Origin of the sequence: Saccharopolyspora dendranthemae, from assembly GCF_007829955.1 — a bacterium.
Lineage (GTDB): Bacteria > Actinomycetota > Actinomycetes > Mycobacteriales > Pseudonocardiaceae > Saccharopolyspora > Saccharopolyspora dendranthemae.
Map to the genome: position 1 here is coordinate 202930 of NZ_VIWX01000002.1, position 18153 is coordinate 221082.

Sequence of the window (18153 nt, forward strand, 5' to 3'; positions counted from 1 at the left end):
GGAATGTGAGATGAGCGAGGCCCTGCCGCCGGTTCCGTTCGACCCGGAGCTGGAGGTCTTCCTGAAGGCGATGCCCGACACCGGGATGGGTTTCGCGGTGGAGGACGTTCCGAAGCTGCGCGAGATGTCCCGCCAGTTCACCACCGATGACCAGCTCGAGGCGAACGGGTTCACCGTCGAGCACCGCGAGGTGCCCGGACCGCAGGGCGCGCCCGAGGTGTCGCTGGTGATCGTCCGCCCGGCCGAGCTCGACGGACCGCTGCCGGTCGTCTACTCCATCCACGGCGGCGGCATGATCATGGGCGATCACCGGCAGTCCCTCGACGTCATGGCTGCCGAGTGGGGACGCGAGATCGGCTGCGCGATCGTGTCGGTGGACTACCGGCTGGCGCCGGAGAACCCGCACCCCGCGCCCGTGCAGGACTGCTACGCAGGGCTGAGCTGGATCGCCGAGCACGGGGCAGGGCACGGCCTCGACCCGGAGCGCGTCGTGATCGTCGGAGGCAGCGCGGGTGGCGGTCTGGGCGCCGCGGTCGCGCTGATGTGCCGGGACTTCGACGGACCGGAGCTCCTGGGGCTTCTGCTGATGGCCCCGATGCTCGACGACCGCAACGACACCCCGTCGGCGAACCAGATGCGAGGACTGGGCATCTGGGACCAGCACGCCAACGGGGTCGGCTGGACCGCGCTGCTGGGGGACGCGCGCGGCGGTGCGGACGTGTCTCCCTACGCCGCGCCGGGGCGCGCGGAGGATCTGTCCGGCCTGCCCCCGACGTTCATCGAGGTCGGCTCCGCGGAGACCTTCCGCGACGAGGACGTGGCCTACGCGACCCGCATCTGGCAGGCAGGCGGGATCGCCGAGCTGCACGTCTGGCCCGGCGGCTTCCACAGCTTCCGCATGGTCCCCGACGCCCAGCTCAGCAAGTCCGCCGCACAGGCCAGGAACACCTGGCTCACCCGAATCCTCACCCCCTGACCCCACCACCCACACCGGACGTCCGGCCCCGAGCCGCTCGGCGCTGAGCACGGGGTGTGGGGTGTGGGGTGTGGTGGTCCTTTCGGGTGGATGTGCCGGGCATTTCCCAGTTTTAGTCCAAACCGAGGACGTTTCGTGCCCGAAATGTCCGCTCAGTTTGGACTAAAACTGGGATCCGGGTGAGGTTTCCCTCGCGGAGTGCGCTTCAGCGGGTCGAGGGGAGGGGGTCGCCTCGGGGTGGGATCTGATCGGCTCGGGTGGGGTCGACGTCGTTGACCGAGCCGTCGGCGGTGGTGTTGGCGATGGCGTGCATCGACGCCAGCGCCGAGGAGATCTGGAACTGCTCGTGCTCCGGTCCCATGTCGCTGAGCTCGATCAGCACGCTGCCGCTGCCCAGCAGCCCGTAGGCGTTCCGGGCGATTCCCCGGTAGTCGCCACCCGGGTACTGGGAGACGTTGGCCCCGCCGGAATCCATCGCCGTCCGCGCCACGACCGAGACCTGCTTCGCCAGCTCCAGCGGCTCCGCGGCCACGCCCGGGGTCGTCGGCCACATCAGCGAAGCGGTGATCTCGCGACCGTCGCCGCCGACGTAGCGGCCCTGCATGTGGTAGTCCACCGCCACCTGCGGCGCGAACTCCGCGTAGTGCCGCTGGATCAGCCCCGCTTCGGTCGCCGGGTTGTCCTCCGGAGCCACGTCCGGATCGTGGTAGCGGTTGATGTCGTAGCCCTTGCCCCGCTCGCCGTGCTCCGGGTCGGCTTCGGGCGCGTAGTTGTAGCGCCAGCCGTGCTCGTGTCCGTCGGGGTTGGCCCGCACCACCACGTCGACGGTCAGCTGATCGCGCAGCCAACGCTGGTGCGGAGCATCGCCGATCCCCGCATCGCGCAGGAACTCCACGGCCGCCGGTGTGCCCAGCGGTTCGTCACCGTGCTGCTGGGTGACGTAGAGGATGCGCGTCGGGCCGTGACCGACTCGGGCGCTCCACACCGGCCGCCCCTGGTTGCTGGCGCCGATCGGAGCGACCCTGACCTCGCCGCGGCTGCGCACCTGCAGCTCGCCCAGCTGTCGCGCGAGCTCCTCGGTGCTGGGACGTGGATCGATCTCGCGCTCAGCGGCCGCCGGCACCACCAGGCCCAGTGCGGTCACGAGCGCGACCAGCGCCGACAACAGGGCGCAACGCATGGCTTTCGACATAACGACGCAGTCTGCAGCCCCGGACCCGTGCCCACAAGGTCAGCCCTCGTGCGGGGGATCCGGGCTGAGGAGCTCGCGGCGCATGCAGGCGCGCGGCCAGGCGTCCAGGCCGGCACGCGCCTCGGCGGCGCGGATCTCCCGCAGCCCGGGGGTGATCTCGGAGTCCCGCAGGTAGCGGAATCCGCAGCGCAGGTAGTACGGACCGTTCCAGGGGACCTCGGTGAAGGTGGTCAGCGTCAGCGCCGGAAGACCGCGGGCCCGAGCCCACGTCGCGAGGTGCTCGATGAGCCCGAACCCGATGCGCCGACCGGCGTGCTCGGGGTGCACGGTGACCTGCTCGACGTGCGCGCAACCGTCGACGACGTCGGCGATGAGGTAGGCGACCGGCGTCGTCCCGACAACATGCACCCACGCCCTCCCAGCCGCCAGGAAGCTCCGCAGCCTCGCCGATGACGGCGGCTCGTCCTCGGCCACGAGATCCATTCCCAGCGGGGTGAACGCCTTCCCGGCCTCCCGCTCCAGCTGCCGCAGCAGCGGAACGTCCGCACCTTCCGCCGCCAGGATCATCCCTCGGCCCTCCTGCGCGCCGCTTCGCCGCACCCCGGGAGATGCGACGTCCAGGGGAAATCCGCCGCGAACCGGTTCGGTTCGGCGGGGGTTCGTTGTAGCTTGCGTGGCGATGTCTTGGCAACAGCGTTTTGGGGCGTGGATGGTGGATGTTCCCGGGGTGGACTGCACGACGCCGAACGCCGCGCGGATCTACGACTACGACTTGGGCGGGGAGCACAACTTCGAGGCCGATCGGGCCGCGTCGGAGGAGATCCGCCGCACCGTCGCGCCGACGGGGCCGTTCATCGCGCGGGCCAATCGGGCCTTCCTGCAACGCGCGGTGCGGTTCTGCCTCGACCAGGGGATCGACCAGTTCCTGGACCTGGGATCGGGAATCCCGACGGTCGGCAACGTGCACGAGATCGCGCAGGCGCGGAACCCGCGGGCCCGGGTGCTCTACGCCGATGTCGAACCGGTTGCCGTTGCCCACACCCGGCACCTGCTGGAGGGCAACGCCCACGCCGGCATCGTGCAGGCCGACGTCCGCGATCCGGAGGCAGTGCTGGGATCGCCGGAAGCCGCACGCCTGCTGGACTTCTCGCGTCCGGTCGCGCTGCTGGAGGTGGCGGTCCTGCACTACATCACCCGGCAGGAGCAGGCCGGGATGCGGCGCTACCGGGACGTGCTGGCGCCGGGCAGCGCGGTGGTGGTCTCCACGCTGACCGCCGACCAGCGCGAGGAGGAGGCCGCGCGGGTCGAGCGGTTCTTCGCCGAGAAGACCGCCGCGCCGGTCACCTGCCGCACGGCGGACGAGGTGCGGGAGCTGTTCGACGGCACCGAGCTGGTGCCGCCGGGGATCGTGTGGACCCCGCAGTGGCGGCCCGACCCGGCCGACCCGAACGGCTGGGAGCCGAACCGCGCCGGTTGCTGGGCGGGTGTCGGACTCCTCTAGCGCGCCAGGAACTCGTCGAGTTCGGCGCGCGCGGGTGCGGTTGCCGGGCCCTTCTTCAGCACGGACAGGGCCGCGGCCGCGTTGGCGCGGCGTGCGGCTTCAGCCAGGTCGGCGCCCTCCAGCAGCGCGGCCGCGAGGACGCCGCAGTGGCTGTCCCCGGCACCGTTGGTGTCGACCGGGGTGACGGGAAACCCCGCCACGCGGCGGGTGTCACCCTTCGCGGCGAGCAGGCAACCGGAGTCGCCGTCGCGCACCACGACCGCGGCCGAGGGGCCGAGACGCCCGGCCAGCTCCGGTGCCGCCGAGGTGGTCTCGGGCACCCCGGCGAGGGTGCGGGCCTCCTGGGCGTTGCAGCTGAGCACGTCGACGTTCGGGAGCACCGCGTCGAGCACCTCGCCGGGGATGTCGGCGACCAGCGGACAAGGATCCAGCAGCACCCGCGAGGAGACCCCGGGAAGCCAGGCCAGCAGCGCCTGCCGGTTGGAGGGGTGCAGCAGGCTGTAACCGCTGAGGTAGACGATGTCCTCGGCTTCGGTCCGCACCTCCGCCAGCTGCTCCGGCAGCAGCAGGCCCTCGGCCCCCACGCCGGTGATGAACGTGCGCTCACCGCTGGGTTCCACCAGCGCCACGCAGATCCCGTTGTCGGCATCGGGTTGTTGCGGCTGGGCGACCTCGATCCCCTCGTCCCGCAAGGACTCCCGAGCCTGGTTGGCGAAGCGGCCGGTGCCGTGCGCGCCCGCGTAGACCACCCGCGCACCGGACCGGGCTGCGGCGGCCATCACGTTGAACCCACCGCCGGCGAGCAGTTCGGTGCCCTCCGCCAGGACGTCACCGCCCACGGGCGGCAGCGACGGCACCCGCATCACCAGGTCGAGCACGACCTGCCCGGTGTGCACCAGGCGCCCGGTCATGCGGCGACCTTCCGGCTGCCGCCCAGCAGCGCGTACACCCCGGCGGAGATCACGAAGGTGATCACCCAGCCCAGGCCGTTCTCGCCGAACCAGGTCTCGGCGAGCAGGCCGGTGAAGAAGTCGTTGCTGCTGAAGAGGTAGCCGACCACGATGGCCAGCGCCCACGCGAAGAACGCGCGCGGTTCGACCCCGCCCCGGTACCAGTAGGAGCTGCTGCTGCGCATGTCCATCAGCCCCACCGGGTCGTAGGACTTGCGGTGCAGCATGTCGGTGAGGAACACGCCCAGCCACGCGGTGATCGGGATCGCCAGCAGGCTGATGAAGGTGACGAACGGGTCGTAGAAGCTGTCGGCCACGAGCATGAAGTAGATCGATCCGAGGAAGGTCACGACGACGTCCACGGCGACCGCGTAGACCCGCTTGATGTTGATGCCCATGGTCAGCGTCGTCAGACCCGCCGAGTACACCGACAGGTGGTTGGACAGCAGCAGTCCGCCGACGGCGGCGATCAGGTATGGGACCGCCATCCAGGCGGGCAGCATCGCGCGGATCGCGGCGACCGGGTCGCCCGCTTCGGCCAGCGCCGGATCTCCCGCTGCGAGAAGGCTTCCCAGCGAGATCAGCAGGATCAGCGGGATGCCCGCCCCGACCGAGGCCGAGGCGATCAGCGAACCGGCCTTGACGGCGGGGGACTGGTACCGCGACATGTCAGCCGCGGCGTTGGCCCAGCCGATGCCGGTGCCGGCGGCGATCGTGCCGATGCCGGCGATCACCACGCCGACGGGGGCGGGGGAGGCCGAACCGACCGCGTGCCAGTCGATGGTGGTCACGAGGCTGATCGCCACCACGATGTTCAGCGCCCCGAAGATCCAGGTGGCCCAGCGCTGCACGGCGACCAGCACCTTGTGGCCCAGGCCGGAGACGACCATCGTCAGCAGCTCGAAGATCGCGATGCACACGATCGTCAGCACCGGTGTGGCCTTGGCCTCGCCGACGGTGCCGAACAGGATCGTGAACAGCGACAGCAGCGCGAACGCGGCGGTGGTGGTGTTCACCGTTTCCCAGCCGAGCCGCGAGATCAGCGACACGAGCGTCGGTCCGGCGTTGCCGTGCACGCCGAAGACCGCGCGGGAGAGCGTCAAACCCGGTGCGCCGCCACGACGTCCGGCGATCGAGACCACGCCGACGATGGCGAACGACCCCACCGAACCGATCACGGCGACGATCGCGGCTTGCCAGAAGGCGAGTCCTTCGGCGACGAGCGTCGCGCCGAGGGGTAATCCGAGGATCGAGATGTTGGCGGCGAACCAGACCCAGAACAGCTGCATCGGATGGCCGGTGCGCTCGCCCTCCGGGACCGGTTCGATCCCGCGAATTTCCAGGGCGCTCTCCACGGTCTCGGTCGTGGTCTCGCGGACCATGCGCTCTCCTTCAGCTGCCGGAGTTCCTCAGTTCGAGCAAGCCGTCCACGGCGGGTCCCAGGTCGAGCTCGTTGACCTCGCGCACCTTGGCCAGCAGATCCACCGGGAAACCGGAAAGACCGTGCTGCGCACCGAGGATCGCGCCGAGGACGGCGGCGATCGTGTCGGTGTCACCACCGAGTCCGGCGGCCGTGGTCAGCGCTTCGACCGGGGTGTCACCCAGCGCCTCGGCGAGGGCGAAAGCGGCGACCATCGACTCCTGCACGGCGACGGACGTTCCGATGACCTTGGAAACAGCGTAGGACAGCGTGGTCCGGTCCATCCCGCGCACCCAGCGCCGCGCCCACCTGATCCGGCAGGCGATGTCGCCGCCCGCGCACCACCAGCCTTTGCGGGCGCCGAGCGCGGCGGCGTGCTCGGCCTGGTCGAGCGCGGTGGACAGGTCTGCGCCGTCGATCCCGGCCGACACGGCGGCGGCCACGGCCGAGGCTCCCGCGATCCCCACGTTGGTGTTGTGCGTCAGCTTGCTGGTCGCGACGACCGCCTCCACCAGCCGGGGCAGCTCGGGCGGGGTGGCGATGGCGACCGGGGTGATGCGCATGGCCGCGCCGTTGGTGGTGCCCCCGCGACCCGTTTCCTCCGGATCGGCCCCGGACTCCAGCAGCTTCAGGGCGCGCTTGGTGGACGGGCCGAGCAGGTCGGCCAGCCCGCGCGCGACCATGTCGGCTTCCCAGTCCAGCAGCGCCTTGCCGAAGACCATCGGATCGATCGTGCCGGAACCGCCGACGAGCAGGTCGGCGACCAGGACCGCCTGCTCGGTGTCATCGGTGACGGTGCCCGCGGGCAGGTTCGGTGAGATCGGTTGCTCGGCGACGGCGTCGCGCAGCGACCGGATGAAGCCGTAGTGGGTGACGATGTCCTCGCGGGACATCGATTGCGTCGGCATGCCCAGGGCATCGCCGATCGCCAGTCCGTAGAAAGCGCCGAGCGCGCGTTCGCGAGTGCTCATGGGCGGCCAAACGTCAGGTGGAACTGGAACCGGTCCGGATCGAGCAGGCTGGTGACCTGCTCGACGAGCTCGCCCTCGGCCGAGACGCTGGTGCGCACCGCCTGCAGGAACAGCTCGCCCTCGGTGCGTTCGAGCAGCGCCGCCATCTCAGCGGACAGCGGGTGGGTGCCGATGCGCTGGTCACCGGCACCTGCGATCAGCCCGGCCGAGAGCAGAGTGGCCGTGATGGAGTCGTCGAGCAGCCCCCGCTCGGGCAGCTCGCTCAGCTCTCCGAAGGCCGGGATCAGCGATGTCTCCACCGACACCGGCCCGACCGCCCGGTCCCGGCGAAGCCGCCGGATCGCGACGAACTCCGCGAGCCCGAAGCGCTCGGTGAGCTCGGCATCCGCGGTGCGCTCGATGCTCAGCAGTTCGGTGCTGACGTCGAAGCCGGAATCGGCCAGCGCGGTGGCCCAGCCGACGGTCTGATCGAGCGTGACGCCGTCGAAGGCGACGAAGGACCCGACACCGCTGCGGGTGGCGATGAGCTCCTGGCGCTGCAGCTCGGAGAGAGCACTGCGCACGGTGCCGCGGCTGACCTGGTACTTCTCCGCGATCTGGTTCTCGCCCGGCAACTGCTCGCCGCGCGCGAGCCTGCCCGAGCGGATCTGCTCGGTGAGCTCGGCGATCAACCGGTCACGTTTCCCGAAGGGAACCTGTCCAGTCCTGTTCATTCCTGTACATTAAGACCACCGCGGAGCGCGCACAACGCAAGACACGCTGACGGAGTAGTGGGGCCCGTTGCGCGCCTCTCGCGCGGAAGGCCGCGCCGGAGGGGCTTGCCCACCGCCGCGGCTTCCCTCGCCCCCGGTCAGATCGATTCGATCGAGTTCGGGTACAGCTCCTCGATGGCGTGGCCGTGGTTGTCGGCGACCGCCTTCCGCTTGATCTTCAGGCTCGGCGTGACCTCGTTGTTCTCGATGGACAGCTCGCGGGGCAGGATCGAGAACCGCTTGATCGTCTCGTGCCTGTTCAGCGTCGCGTTGAGATCCTCGACCGCCGCGGCCACCATCTCGTGCGCCTTCGGGTGCGCGGCCAGCTCCTGGTAGGAGAGCCCGGCGAGGTCGTTGGCCCGCGCCCACTCGACGATCGCCTCCTCGTCGAGGGTCACCAGCGCCGTGCAGTAGGGCCGCTTGTCGCCGAACACCACCACGTTGCTGACGTAGGGGCACAGCGCCTTGAACTTGCCCTCCACCGACTGCGGTGCCACGTACTTGCCGCCGGAGGTCTTGATCAGGTCCTTCTTGCGGTCGGTGATGCGCAGCCGTCCGGCTTCGTCGAGCTCGCCGATGTCGCCGGTGTGGAACCAGCCCTCGGCGGTGATCACCTCGGCGGTCGCCTCGGGCATCCCGTGGTACCCGCGCATCACACCGCCACCGCGCAGCAGCACCTCGCCGTCCTCGGCGATGCGGACCTCCATGCCGGGCAGCGGCTGGCCGACGGTACCGATGCGGAAGTCGTCGGTGCGGTTGACGAAGCTGGCGGCCGTGGTCTCGGTGAGCCCGTAGCCTTCGGCGACCAGCACACCCGCCGCGTGGAAGAAGCGGGCGATGTCGGGGGCCAGCGCCGCGCTACCGGAGATGAAGAACCGCAGCCTGCCGCCGAACTTCTGGCGCAGCTTGGCGAACACGAGCTTGTCGGCCACCGCGTACTGGATCTTCAGCCCCAGGCCGGGCCGCTGTCCGGCCTGCTCCAGCCGGGAGATCTCCAGGCCGACGGTGCAAGCCCAGCGGAAGATCGTGTACTTGAGCTCGCCGCCCTCCTTGGCCTGCATGACGACCTTGTTGTAGATCTTCTCGAAGATCCGGGGCGCGCCGGCCACGAACGTCGGCCGCACCACGGCGAGGTTGTCCACGATCTTGTCGACCCGGCCGTCCACCGCCGTCAGATAGCCGGTTCGGATCTGGCCGACCTGCAGGACCTTGCCGAACACGTGCGACAGCGGCAGCCACAGGTACTGCACGTCCTCGGCGGTCATCTCGCGGATGGCGTGCATCGCCTCGGCGACGTACACCCAGTTCGACTGGGCGAGTCGCACGCCCTTGGGGTTCCCGGTGGTCCCCGAGGTGTAGATGAGCGTCGCGAGGTCATCGACGCCGACGGATCCGACCAGCTCGTCGAACAGCTCCGGTCTCTCCGCGTGCAGCCTGCGGCCCCGCGCCTCCAGGTCCTCCAGGCTCAGCACCCAGTCGCCGTCGGCGGTGCCGTCGAAGGTGATGACCCGGGTGAGGCCGGGCATGGTCGCGCGCTGTTCGCGGAGCTTGGCGATCTGCTCGTCGTCCTCGGCGAACACGATGGTCGAACCGGAGTCGGCGACGATGTAGGCGCAGCCCTCGGCCGTGGTGGTCGGGTAGATCGTGGTGGTGGCTCCGCCCGCGCACATCACCCCCATGTCGGCGAGGATCCAGTCCATCCGCGTGCCGGCCAGGATCCCGCACCGCTGCTGCGATTCCAGGCCGATCGAGTGCAGGCCCAGCGCGATCGAACGGGCCCGCTCCCAGGTCTGCGACCAGGTCAGCGAGCGCCACTGCTCGCCGTCGGGGTAGCGGAAGGCCTCGCTGTCTCCCGACCGCTGGACGCGATCGCGCAGCATGTCGGGGACGGAGCGGAATTCGGAGGAGATCGCGGCAGGCATGGGCGGGAAACTAATCGAGCTCATGCGGCCGCGCAATGAAAAGCGGACAAAACGGTCTTAGGTCTGTTGTCGCCGGCCCGGTGCCTCGGTGAAGGCGCAGGTCGGCCCCCGATCGCACCGGGGGCGGACCCGGGGTTGGCGGGTCCACCCGGTGCGGATCGGGTGGGAGGTCATGGACTGGCCCCCGCGTTCCCGGCGAGCAGGATCAGGGCGAGGACCGACAGGACGGTGAACACGGCCGCGGGCGGGCCGAGCACCGATCGGACGATGCCGGCCAGGCCGGACATGGCCCGGGCGAGCACGACCGCCGCCGCGAACATCGCGACCAGGACGCCGAACAGCATTCCTTGCAGTGCGGTGGAAACGGTGTCGGGGGTGACGACCTGTGGGTCGCTTGCCGCCAGCACCTCCGGGAGTATCGTGAACATGCGAGCTCCCTTCACGGGTGTTGTCCCGTTGTGAGGGTGATCGTGAGTGCGCGTGGCGCCCCCGGTCGTGGCCAAACGAGCTCCGGGGGCGTTCGCGTGTCCGGCCGGCGATCTGCCGGCCGCGCCTCTGGGGTGGTCGAGGCGCCCTGCGTCCCTGGGCGGTGAAATTTCACTTCTTCGTTGAAGTTCATCGTTCCCGCCGGTGAAACGCTGCACGGTCAGTATGCGATTGCTTCAACAGAGCGTCAATGTGTTTGTGGGGCAACGACTTGCCGTTAAGGTGCCGAAGTGCGAGTATCTGCTGGTCTTCAGCGCTTCAGTGAAGTTTGGTGAAATTCTCCGGCCAGAGTGAAGGAGAGGACGGGATGGCTCGTCCAGGGAGCCATGGCGGAAGCGGGGAGCTCGGCTCGCGACTTCGTGAGCTGCGCGAATCCCGTGGTATGACGCAACTTCGGCTCGGGCGGGCGCTCGGCGTCGCGGTCTCGAGCATCTCCTCCTGGGAGAGCGGAGCCAAACTCCCGCCGCTCACCCGGTTGGCCGATTACGCCACGTTCTTCGTCTCCGGCGCGAGCTCGGGCGGAGTTCCGCCGGAGAACGCGCTGACCGGCGAACAGCGCGAAGAACGCCTGCGCCTCAAGCAGGAGCTCGACCGGCTGCGAGCGACGGGAGAGGATGTGAGCCCTTCGGTGGAACCCGGCGCGTCGCAGGACTTCTGGCACTTCCCGGACGACGGTCCGATCCTCATCGTCACCGGCGGCCTGACCGAGAAGCACTGGTCGCCGCTCGGCACGCCCAGCGAGCCGAACTTCCTGTCGCTGGCGCGCTGCGCCGATCTGGACGCCGCCGTGGAGCTGTTCGGGACCGTGCGAGCGGCCAACCCGCGCTCCGAGGTCGAGATCCGGCTCGAATACCTGGGTGACGACGACCTGCGGGCGCACCTGGTGTTCCTCGGCAGCGGAGCGATCAACCCGTGGGTGGAGTGGCTGACCGCGGAGTGGCCGGTCCGGCAGGTCCCCGACGAGGAGGTCGACGACGGCTCGGTGTTCGAGATCGACGGGGAGCGCAGGCTGAAGCCGAGCTTCCGCGGCGACCAGCTGATCGAGGACGTCGGCATGCTCGCCAGGATCCCGAACCCGAACAACATCCGGCGGACCCTGACCTTCTGCAGCGGAGTGTTCAGCCGCGGCGGCTTCGGCGCGGTGCGCTGCCTGACCGATCCGCAGGTGAAGGACCGCAACCTCGCCTACCTCAACGACAACGTCGACGACCTGGACCACTTCGGGATGTTGATGCGGGTGCCGGTGATGCGGCACGTGACCGGCACCCCGGACCTGCAGAACCCGGCGAACCGGCTGTACGAGTGGCGACCCAAGGGCTGACCGAGGGGAGGCGGAAGGCGATGGTGAGTGCGCTCCGGCCGGGACTCGGCGCGCGGTTGCGGGAGTTGCGCCAGGCGCAGGGCCTGACCCAGGGCAAGCTCGCCCGGGTGCTGGGCGTGGCGGTCTCCAGCGTCTCGCAGTGGGAGAGCGGTGTGAAGGTTCCGCCGCCCGCGAGGATCGGAGATGTCGCGACGTTCTTCGCGGCGGAAAGCACTGCGCGCAACGGGAAGTTGCCCTCGCTCGCCTCGCTGACCGAGGAGGAGCGCCGGAACCGCGCGGTCCTCAAGGACGAGCTCGACTCGTTGCGCTCCCGCGGCGAGAAGTCCGCTGGGGATCAAGGGTTCTCGGACTTCTGGCGGTTCGCCGACGGCGGGCCGGTGCGCATCCTCACCGGGCGGGTGCCCGCCAGGAACCTCTCGCCGCTGGCCTCGCCCGAGCGGCGCAACTACATCGGCATGTCCTCCTACGCCGACGGCGACTCGCTGATCGAGCTCTACGGCCACGTCCGGGCGCTCAACCCCGACTCCGACGTGCGGTTCGACATCGCCCGCCGGATCGATCCCCACGACCTGCAGGCGCACCTGGTCCTGCTCGGCAGCCCGGCTATGAACCCGATGCGGCGGCAGGTGCGCTTCGGCCTGCCGGTGCGCCAGGTCGAGGTCGACGACCTCGGGCACGGCGAGATCTTCGAGGTCGACGACGAGTCCCGGCAGTACCGGCCGACGCTGCACGACGACCGGTTGATCGAGGACGTGGGGATGCTGGCGCGGTTCCCGAACCCCTACAACGTCCGCCGCTCCCTGACCGTGTGCAGCGGCGTGTTCACCCGAGGCGGATTCGGCGCGGTCCGCTGCCTGACCGACCCCGAGCTGCGCGATCGCAACCACGACGTCCTCGGGCGCCGGATCGCCGATCAGGACAACTTCGGAATGCTCATGCGGGTGCCCGTCGTGCGCGACGCGACCGCCACGCCCGACCTCAGCAACCCCGACACGTGGCTGCGCGCCTGGTCCCCGATCAAGTCCTGAGCTTCGAGGGGCGATGTGTCAGGCCCGGTGGTTACCGTCTTGGCATCACGTCCGAGGAGGAATCATGGCGGAACTGGATGCGAACCAGCCCAACGGGACACCGACGTGGATCGACCTGGGTGTGCCGGACCTCGAACGCGCGATGGAGTTCTACGGCGCGGTCTTCGGGTGGGAGTTCGACGTGGGGCCCGAGTCGATGGGCCGCTACACGATGTGCCTGGTCCGGGGGAGGGAGGTCGCCGCGATCATGCCCAACCACGACGAGGCGGCGACCGAGTTCTGGTGGAACGTCTACTTCGCCACCGACGACGTCGCAGGCACCACCTCCAAGGCCGAAGCCGCAGGCGGCCACGTGATCACCCCGCCGATGGACGTGATGGACAAGGGCAGGATGGCGATCCTCGCGGACCCCGTCGGCGGGCAGTTCGGGCTCTGGCACGGCAACCAGCACATCGGAGCGCGACTGGTCAACGAGCCGAACGCGTGGCTGCGCAACGACCTCGTGACACCGGACCCGGGGCCCGCGCGGAAGTTCTACACCCAGGTGTTCGGCTTCAGCCTGGACGCCGAGGGCTACGTCGGCGAAGGCGACTTCACGTTCCTCCGCCGCCCGGACGGCCACGAGATCGGCGGCGTCCTCGGCGACCCGAAAGCCGTCACCTCTTCGTGGGGCACGCTGTTCATGGTCGACGACGCCGACGCGGCCGCTCAGCGCGCTGCCGAAGCCGGCGGCACGGCCGAGTCCCCCTACGACATGCCGTACGGACGGGTCGCCGAGCTCAAAGATCCCTTCGGCGCCCCCTTCTCGGTGGGCGCCGCCAAGGCGTAGGTCGGCCCGTGCTTCGGAGGCCCGAGGCCGCACCAAGGGACGGAGAATGGGGTCACCGTCCGAACCACCTCGACAGGTGCTGGCGAAGGTCCTGTTGCTCGTCGCCGACCCACGCCACGTGGCCGTCCGGACGCAGCAGCACGGCGGGCGCGTCCAGCTCCTCGCTGACGTCGACGACGTGGTCGACCCGATCCGCCCAGCTCTCGGCCGACAGCCGGCCGGTCTGGTCGAGCAGCAGGCCACGTCCCCCGCGCATCAGCTCGTAGAGGCGACCGCGCTCGAGGGTGAGGTCGGCGGATGCGCCTGCCGACCAGCTCGTGCTCCCCGTCGAAGTCGTAGCGCACGTCGAGCGCGATGATCTTCTCGGTGAGGTGCCGGTTGACCTCCTCGAAATCCATCAGCTCCGACACCAGCCGCCGCACGGCCCGCGAGCCGGGCTCGGTGGACATCAGCTGCATCTGCGCGCGCGTGTTGTCCAGGACGGCCGCCGCCACCGGGTGGCGTTCGTCCTGGTAGCTGTCGAGCAGGGCATCGGGTGCCCATCCGGCGACCGTCGCGGCCAGCTTCCAGCCGAGGTTGAACGCGTCCTGGAGGCCGAGGTTGAGCCCTTGGCCGCCGACCGGTGGGTGGACGTGCGCGGCATCGCCGGCGAGCAGCACCCGGCCCGAGCGGTAGCGTTCGGCTTGCCGCGTCGCGTCGCCGAAGCGGGCCAGGCGGCGCGGGGAGTGCGCGCCGAAATCGGTGCCCGCGATCGCCTCCAGCTGGCCGGCGAGTTCTTCGAGGGTTGGCGGCACCGCGCGGTCCTCGGCAACGCCGGCGGCGGGCACGACGACGCGGCACCACTCACCGTCGAGGGGGCCGATGCCGAAGCGCTTCTGGGTCGTGCGCACCTCGCCGGTCACGGCAGCCATCGTGTCCGGTGACGCGGTCACCTTCAGCTCGCCGAGCAGGGTGTCCACTCTGGACGGTTCGCCGGGGAATCCGATGGCGCACAGCGTGCGCACGGTGCTGCGACCGCCGTCGCAGCCGACGAGGTAGCGGGAACGCAGCTTCGTGCCGTCGGCGAGCTCGGCGGTGATGCCCTGCTCGTCCTGTTCGAGCCCGACCAGCCCGCAGCCTCGCCTGACCTCGACTCCGAGCTCGGCCGCGCGCTCGGCCAGCAGGCGCTCGGTCGTGGGCTGCGGGATGCCCAGCACGTAACCGTGCGCGGTGTCCAGGTGCTCGGGTGCGGGCTTGGAGATGGCGGCGAAGAAGCCTCCGAGCGGGTGCTTCGTCCCTTCGGCCAGGAACCGCTCCAGCAGCCCTCGCTGGTCCAGCACCTCGATGCTGCGCACGTGCAGCCCGAGCGACCGCACGAAGTCGGTCGGTTCGTCCGCCTCGTCCAGCGCCAGCACTCGCACCCCGCGCAGCCGCAGTTCAGCGGCCAGCATCAACCCGGTCGGCCCTGCACCGGCGATGATCACGTCAATCATGAATCCCCCGTCCAGCCGTCATGCGAATGCTCGTCATCGCAGGTCACGGCATGTGTGCAGAGGATTGTGCGCCACACCCCGGCTCTTGCCACAAGCCCCGGTCTGCGCTATACGTTGAGAGTGGCGGAGATGAGGTCTCCACCCTCCGCCAGGACGCCGCTCCGGACCTTCCGATTTCGGGTGCTGACGTGTTGCGATCTCCGAGGCTTGCGAATCCGATCGTGTGATTCGGGTGCGGCCGGGAGCTGTCCAGTTCGGCGAACGACGGGCTGCGCTTCCTCCAGCGCGCGGACTCATTCGCGCTAGAACGCTTCGCGTCGAATTCGCTCGGCGGTTTCGTTCAGCGTGGACCGCTGGGTGATGCGGCGTTCGGCGACGGTCCCGAGTCGATCGGCATCGTCGAACCAGCTGCGCATCTCGTCAGCGCCGAACTCGGCGGACTGCGGACGAGTCGCGTGCCGGCGCAGCGTCTCGAGCCAGCCGACGTCGAGGTAGTAGTAGAAGCTCAGGCCGGCGTGGTCGTCCTCGAGCCGCGCCAACATCTCCCCGTACCGGCTCGCGGCCATGATCCCTTCGAGGATCACGTGGTATCCCTGGTCGAGGGCGAACCGCGTGGTCCGCGAGATCAGCTCGATGTTGGCAGCGCCAGGTCGATCGCGTTCGCGGAGCAGGATCCGCCGCAGGTAGTCCTGCTCGACCAACGCCACACCCCGTCCGAGTCGTTCGCGCAGTTCGCGCGCCACCGAGGACTTGCCCGCCCCGGAAGGGCCGCGCAGGACCACGAGTCGCGTGTCTTCGGTGCCGGTCTTCATGACTTCGAGGCTGCTGCTACGCAGAATTCGTTGTCCTCGGGGTCGGCCATGACCACGTGGTGATCGGCCGCGGTCACGAGGAGCCGCGCTCCCGCCGCCGCGAGCCGATCGGCTTCGGCCAGGACACGTGCCCATCGCTCGGCATCCGTGCCGTGCCCGGGCACCCGGATGTCGATGTGGAGGCGGTTCTTCGCCGTCTTCGGTTCCGGGACCTTCAAGATCGCGAGGCGAGGGCCCGTCCCGTCGCGGGGGCGGAGCCAGGCGCCGTCCTCCGCGGAGTCCTCGGGATTCCCGTGGTGAGCCAGCCATGCAGCCCGGCTCGTGAACGGGGGTGGCGGTGGTTCGTCGACGTATCCCAGCGCGGTCTTCCAGAACTCGGCGAGGACAGCTGCGTCGTCGCAGTCGAGGGTCAGGTCGATTCCAACGTCCATGCCCGCACCGTAGGCGAGGTGTAAGACACTCCGGCTGGTTCGGGGTTCGTCCGGAGCCCGGAATTCAGTGGAAATCCGTGTTCTGATTTCCCTTGAAATCCGAAGTTTCGCCCGGTCGGGTGTCGTTGGGTGGGGTGATCGTGGTTCATCGGACGGTTGTTGACGCGCACGTGGTTCTGGTGCGGGAGGGTTCTGTGCTGCTGAGCCGTCGGCGGGGGAGTTACGGCGATGGGTCGTGGCACCTGCCGTCCCGGGAAGCTCGATGTGGGGGAGTCGTTGGCGGAAGCGGCGATTCGTGTGCGTGTGGGGGTGGGTGTGGTGTGGGGCGAGGGGGAAGTTCTCATGAAAACTTCCCCCACCCCCACACCACGTTGGTGACGCGGGGCGAAGGGATCAGAAGACGGTTCCGGCGTCGTGGGTGAGGAGTTCGTCGGTGGCTCGTTCGGCGACCGCTGCGATGGTCATCGACGGGTTGCAGGCGGCGGTGTTGCCGGGCATGAGGGCGCCGTCGAGGACGTAGAGGCCTTGGTGGCCCTTGACGCGGCCGGCGAGGTCGCAGACCACGTTCATCGAGGCGCCGCCCAGCGGGTGCCAGGTGTTGGGGACCAGCGAGGTGGTGTCGAGGCGGACCGAACCGTTGCCCGCGACCGCGGCAACGCGCTCGTCGATGCGCCGGGCCAGCAACGAATCCGCCTGTGACGGCCAGTTCAGCACCGCGTCGTCCTTGCTGGCGTCGTAGACGAACCGTCCGCGCCCGGAGCTGACGCCGTAACCGACGAGCATCGTGGTGCGCAGGTTCGGCATGGGCGGCAACGATGCCTGGATGACCGTGTTGGCCATCGTCGGGTCGCCCCACTCCTTGCTGCCGAAGACCACCGGGCCGCCCTGCGGTGAGCCGAAGTCGTCGGCGAAGTTCGTCCAGGTGTAGATGCGGTCGCCGTTGGAACCCCAGTTGGAGCCGAGGCCGTCGGGCATGTCCGGGATCTGGTCCTTGGCCGCGGCGCGCATCAGCAACCGGGTGGTGCCCGCGGTACCCGCCGCCATCACCAGCGCACCGGTGGTGATGATCTTCTGCTCCAGCACGGTGCCGTCGGAGGCGATGCGGTCGACGTGGACCTGCCAGCGGCCGTCGCGGGTCTTGGCCACGTCGGTGACGTTGTGCTGCTCGGCCACGGTGACCTTGCCGGTGGACTCGGCCTGGGCGATGTAGGTGACGTCGACGGAGTGCTTGCCGCCGTTGTTCACGCCGAACGCGCAATCACCGTTGGTGTAGGAGGGTTTCATCTCGCCGCGGAGCTCGCGCAGCGCGTAGTCCCAGTCGATCGGCATCGGGATCTTCTCCACCGAGTAGCCGGCCTTCTCGACGTTGCGGGCGAAGATCCGCGATGCGGTGTAGCTCTCGCTGTTGATCAGCTCGTCCGGGGCGGTGGCGATCTTCAGCATCTCGGCCACCCGCCGGTAGTAGACGCGGTCCATCCGGGCGTAGTCGAGCCGCTCGGGCATGTTGGCGTTGAAGACCTCTTCGGTCGGTTGCAGCGTCATGCCCTGGTAGAGCAGCGACCCGCCGCCGACCCCGGCCGCGCACATGATGTCCATGCCGTTGCCGGACACGCGCTCCAGCAGGCCCGTGTAGCGCTCGAACGGCGGCGGGGAGATCCCGAACAGCGACGGGCCCGAGCCCAGCCAGAAGAACCGCTTGTCGGGTGAGGCCAGGGTGGGGAAGGTGTCGGCGTTCGGGCCGGTCGGCCAGCGCTTGCCCCGTTCCAGCACGAGCACTGGCACCCCGGCCTGGGCGAAACGCAGCGCCGTCACGCCACCGCCGAACCCGGAACCGATGACGACCACCCGGTGCTCCTCGCGGGTGAGGGGCACGCGACCGGCCGCGTGCGCGTACGGGCCCAGCAGGGACAGGCCTGTTGCCGCGGCGGTTCCGGCGAGCAGGGTGCGGCGGCTGAGTTCGGGCATGCGGTACCTCCACGGCGAGTCCTCGTCGACTGAGCCGCGAGCTTAGGGAGCCAAAACGAGACATTGAACTGGTCGACGATCTCACTACTGGCGAGTAAGTTGGGTGCTCGTGTGGTTGTGCGGAG

The 18153-nt window shown here is 69.6% G+C and carries 16 protein-coding genes and 1 pseudogene; 5 read left to right on the forward strand and 12 right to left on the reverse strand.

Annotation, left to right across the window (positions count from 1 at the left end; genetic code table 11):
* Positions 1-10: 10 nt before the first annotated feature.
* Positions 11-976 (forward strand): alpha/beta hydrolase, encoded by a 966-nt coding sequence (locus tag FHU35_RS09890; protein WP_145738216.1) that lies wholly within the window; start codon positions 11-13, stop codon positions 974-976.
* A gap of 205 nt (positions 977-1181) precedes the next feature.
* On the opposite strand, the gene FHU35_RS09895 is transcribed toward FHU35_RS09890, so the two are convergent.
* Together FHU35_RS09895 and FHU35_RS09900 are read right to left on the reverse strand one after the other, a co-directional pair.
* Positions 1182-2168 carry a M14 family zinc carboxypeptidase gene (locus FHU35_RS09895; protein WP_145738217.1) on the reverse strand — a complete coding sequence of 329 codons (987 nt, stop codon included), beginning with the start codon at positions 2166-2168 and terminating at the stop codon, positions 1182-1184.
* A 39-nt stretch (positions 2169-2207) separates the two neighbouring features.
* Positions 2208-2735, reverse strand: a complete 528-nt coding sequence (locus tag FHU35_RS09900) for a GNAT family N-acetyltransferase (protein WP_145738218.1) — start codon at positions 2733-2735, stop codon at positions 2208-2210.
* A gap of 142 nt (positions 2736-2877) precedes the next feature.
* Here FHU35_RS09900 and FHU35_RS09905 point away from each other — a divergent pair, with 142 nt between their 5' ends.
* A complete protein-coding gene (locus tag FHU35_RS09905) occupies positions 2878-3669 on the forward strand; it encodes an SAM-dependent methyltransferase (RefSeq protein ID WP_145738219.1) in 792 nt (263 codons plus the stop codon).
* Here FHU35_RS09905 and FHU35_RS09910 read toward each other — a convergent pair.
* From FHU35_RS09910 to FHU35_RS09935, 6 genes are all read right to left on the reverse strand, one after another.
* Positions 3666-4580, reverse strand: coding sequence for a PfkB family carbohydrate kinase (locus FHU35_RS09910; RefSeq protein ID WP_145738220.1), 915 nt, complete (start codon positions 4578-4580; stop codon positions 3666-3668). The genes FHU35_RS09905 and FHU35_RS09910 overlap by 4 nt on opposite strands.
* On the reverse strand, positions 4577-6001 hold the full coding sequence (locus FHU35_RS09915; protein WP_145738221.1) for a purine-cytosine permease family protein: 1425 nt from the start codon (positions 5999-6001) through the stop codon (positions 4577-4579). The genes FHU35_RS09910 and FHU35_RS09915 overlap by 4 nt, the downstream gene beginning before the upstream one ends.
* A 10-nt stretch (positions 6002-6011) precedes the next feature.
* Positions 6012-7010: an ADP-ribosylglycohydrolase family protein gene (locus tag FHU35_RS09920; protein ID WP_145738222.1), complete on the reverse strand. Its 999-nt coding sequence runs from the start codon at positions 7008-7010 to the stop codon at positions 6012-6014.
* Positions 7007-7723 carry a GntR family transcriptional regulator gene (locus tag FHU35_RS09925; RefSeq protein ID WP_145738223.1) on the reverse strand — a complete coding sequence of 239 codons (717 nt, stop codon included), beginning with the start codon at positions 7721-7723 and terminating at the stop codon, positions 7007-7009. The genes FHU35_RS09920 and FHU35_RS09925 overlap by 4 nt, the downstream gene beginning before the upstream one ends.
* 137 nt (positions 7724-7860) lie before the next feature.
* Positions 7861-9684: an AMP-dependent synthetase/ligase gene (locus FHU35_RS09930; protein ID WP_145738224.1), complete on the reverse strand. Its 1824-nt coding sequence runs from the start codon at positions 9682-9684 to the stop codon at positions 7861-7863.
* 170 nt (positions 9685-9854) lie between these two features.
* The gene (locus FHU35_RS09935; RefSeq protein WP_145738225.1) at positions 9855-10112 is read right to left on the reverse strand and encodes a hypothetical protein; all 258 of its coding nucleotides are present in this window, start codon (positions 10110-10112) and stop codon (positions 9855-9857) included.
* Positions 10113-10477: 365 nt separating this feature from the next.
* Between FHU35_RS09935 and FHU35_RS09940 the strand changes: the two genes are divergently transcribed.
* The 3 genes from FHU35_RS09940 (at position 10478) to FHU35_RS09950 (ending at position 13348) form a co-directional block, all read left to right on the forward strand.
* Positions 10478-11491, forward strand: coding sequence for a helix-turn-helix domain-containing protein (locus tag FHU35_RS09940; RefSeq protein ID WP_145738226.1), 1014 nt, complete (start codon positions 10478-10480; stop codon positions 11489-11491).
* A gap of 20 nt (positions 11492-11511) precedes the next feature.
* Positions 11512-12519, forward strand: a complete 1008-nt coding sequence (locus FHU35_RS09945; protein ID WP_145738227.1) for a helix-turn-helix domain-containing protein — start codon at positions 11512-11514, stop codon at positions 12517-12519.
* A 64-nt stretch (positions 12520-12583) separates the two neighbouring features.
* The gene (locus FHU35_RS09950) at positions 12584-13348 is read left to right on the forward strand and encodes a VOC family protein (protein ID WP_145738228.1); all 765 of its coding nucleotides are present in this window, start codon (positions 12584-12586) and stop codon (positions 13346-13348) included.
* Between the two features lie 52 nt (positions 13349-13400).
* Here FHU35_RS09950 and rox read toward each other — a convergent pair.
* The 4 genes and pseudogenes from rox to FHU35_RS09970 form a co-directional block, all read right to left on the reverse strand.
* A pseudogene (gene rox / locus FHU35_RS09955) lies at positions 13401-14820 on the reverse strand (rifampin monooxygenase).
* Positions 14821-15122: 302 nt separating this feature from the next.
* Positions 15123-15632 (reverse strand): AAA family ATPase, encoded by a 510-nt coding sequence (locus tag FHU35_RS09960; RefSeq protein WP_145738229.1) that lies wholly within the window; start codon positions 15630-15632, stop codon positions 15123-15125.
* On the reverse strand, positions 15629-16063 hold the full coding sequence (locus tag FHU35_RS09965) for a VOC family protein (protein WP_145738230.1): 435 nt from the start codon (positions 16061-16063) through the stop codon (positions 15629-15631). The genes FHU35_RS09960 and FHU35_RS09965 overlap by 4 nt, the downstream gene beginning before the upstream one ends.
* Positions 16064-16456: 393 nt before the next feature.
* Positions 16457-18028, reverse strand: a complete 1572-nt coding sequence (locus FHU35_RS09970) for a GMC oxidoreductase (protein ID WP_145738231.1) — start codon at positions 18026-18028, stop codon at positions 16457-16459.
* Between the last annotated feature and the right edge of the window lie 125 nt (positions 18029-18153).

Excerpts from the sequence above, each read along its gene's own strand:
- FHU35_RS09970 (WP_145738231.1), bottom strand. The coding sequence starts at position 18,028 with ATGCCCGAACTCAGCCGCCGCACCCTGCTCGCCGGAACCGCCGCGGCA.
- FHU35_RS09930 (WP_145738224.1), bottom strand. The coding sequence starts at position 9,684 with ATGCCTGCCGCGATCTCCTCCGAATTCCGCTCCGTCCCCGACATGCTG.
- FHU35_RS09940 (WP_145738226.1), top strand. The coding sequence starts at position 10,478 with ATGGCTCGTCCAGGGAGCCATGGCGGAAGCGGGGAGCTCGGCTCGCGA.
- FHU35_RS09905 (WP_145738219.1), top strand. The coding sequence starts at position 2,878 with ATGGTGGATGTTCCCGGGGTGGACTGCACGACGCCGAACGCCGCGCGG.
- FHU35_RS09920 (WP_145738222.1), bottom strand. The coding sequence starts at position 7,010 with ATGAGCACTCGCGAACGCGCGCTCGGCGCTTTCTACGGACTGGCGATC.
- FHU35_RS09960 (WP_145738229.1), bottom strand. The coding sequence starts at position 15,632 with ATGAAGACCGGCACCGAAGACACGCGACTCGTGGTCCTGCGCGGCCCT.
- FHU35_RS09890 (WP_145738216.1), top strand. The coding sequence starts at position 11 with ATGAGCGAGGCCCTGCCGCCGGTTCCGTTCGACCCGGAGCTGGAGGTC.
- FHU35_RS09945 (WP_145738227.1), top strand. The coding sequence starts at position 11,512 with ATGGTGAGTGCGCTCCGGCCGGGACTCGGCGCGCGGTTGCGGGAGTTG.
- FHU35_RS09900 (WP_145738218.1), bottom strand. The coding sequence starts at position 2,735 with ATGATCCTGGCGGCGGAAGGTGCGGACGTTCCGCTGCTGCGGCAGCTG.
- FHU35_RS09965 (WP_145738230.1), bottom strand. The coding sequence starts at position 16,063 with ATGGACGTTGGAATCGACCTGACCCTCGACTGCGACGACGCAGCTGTC.
- FHU35_RS09935 (WP_145738225.1), bottom strand. The coding sequence starts at position 10,112 with ATGTTCACGATACTCCCGGAGGTGCTGGCGGCAAGCGACCCACAGGTC.
- FHU35_RS09950 (WP_145738228.1), top strand. The coding sequence starts at position 12,584 with ATGGCGGAACTGGATGCGAACCAGCCCAACGGGACACCGACGTGGATC.
- FHU35_RS09915 (WP_145738221.1), bottom strand. The coding sequence starts at position 6,001 with ATGGTCCGCGAGACCACGACCGAGACCGTGGAGAGCGCCCTGGAAATT.
- FHU35_RS09910 (WP_145738220.1), bottom strand. The coding sequence starts at position 4,580 with ATGACCGGGCGCCTGGTGCACACCGGGCAGGTCGTGCTCGACCTGGTG.
- FHU35_RS09895 (WP_145738217.1), bottom strand. The coding sequence starts at position 2,168 with ATGTCGAAAGCCATGCGTTGCGCCCTGTTGTCGGCGCTGGTCGCGCTC.
- FHU35_RS09925 (WP_145738223.1), bottom strand. The coding sequence starts at position 7,723 with ATGAACAGGACTGGACAGGTTCCCTTCGGGAAACGTGACCGGTTGATC.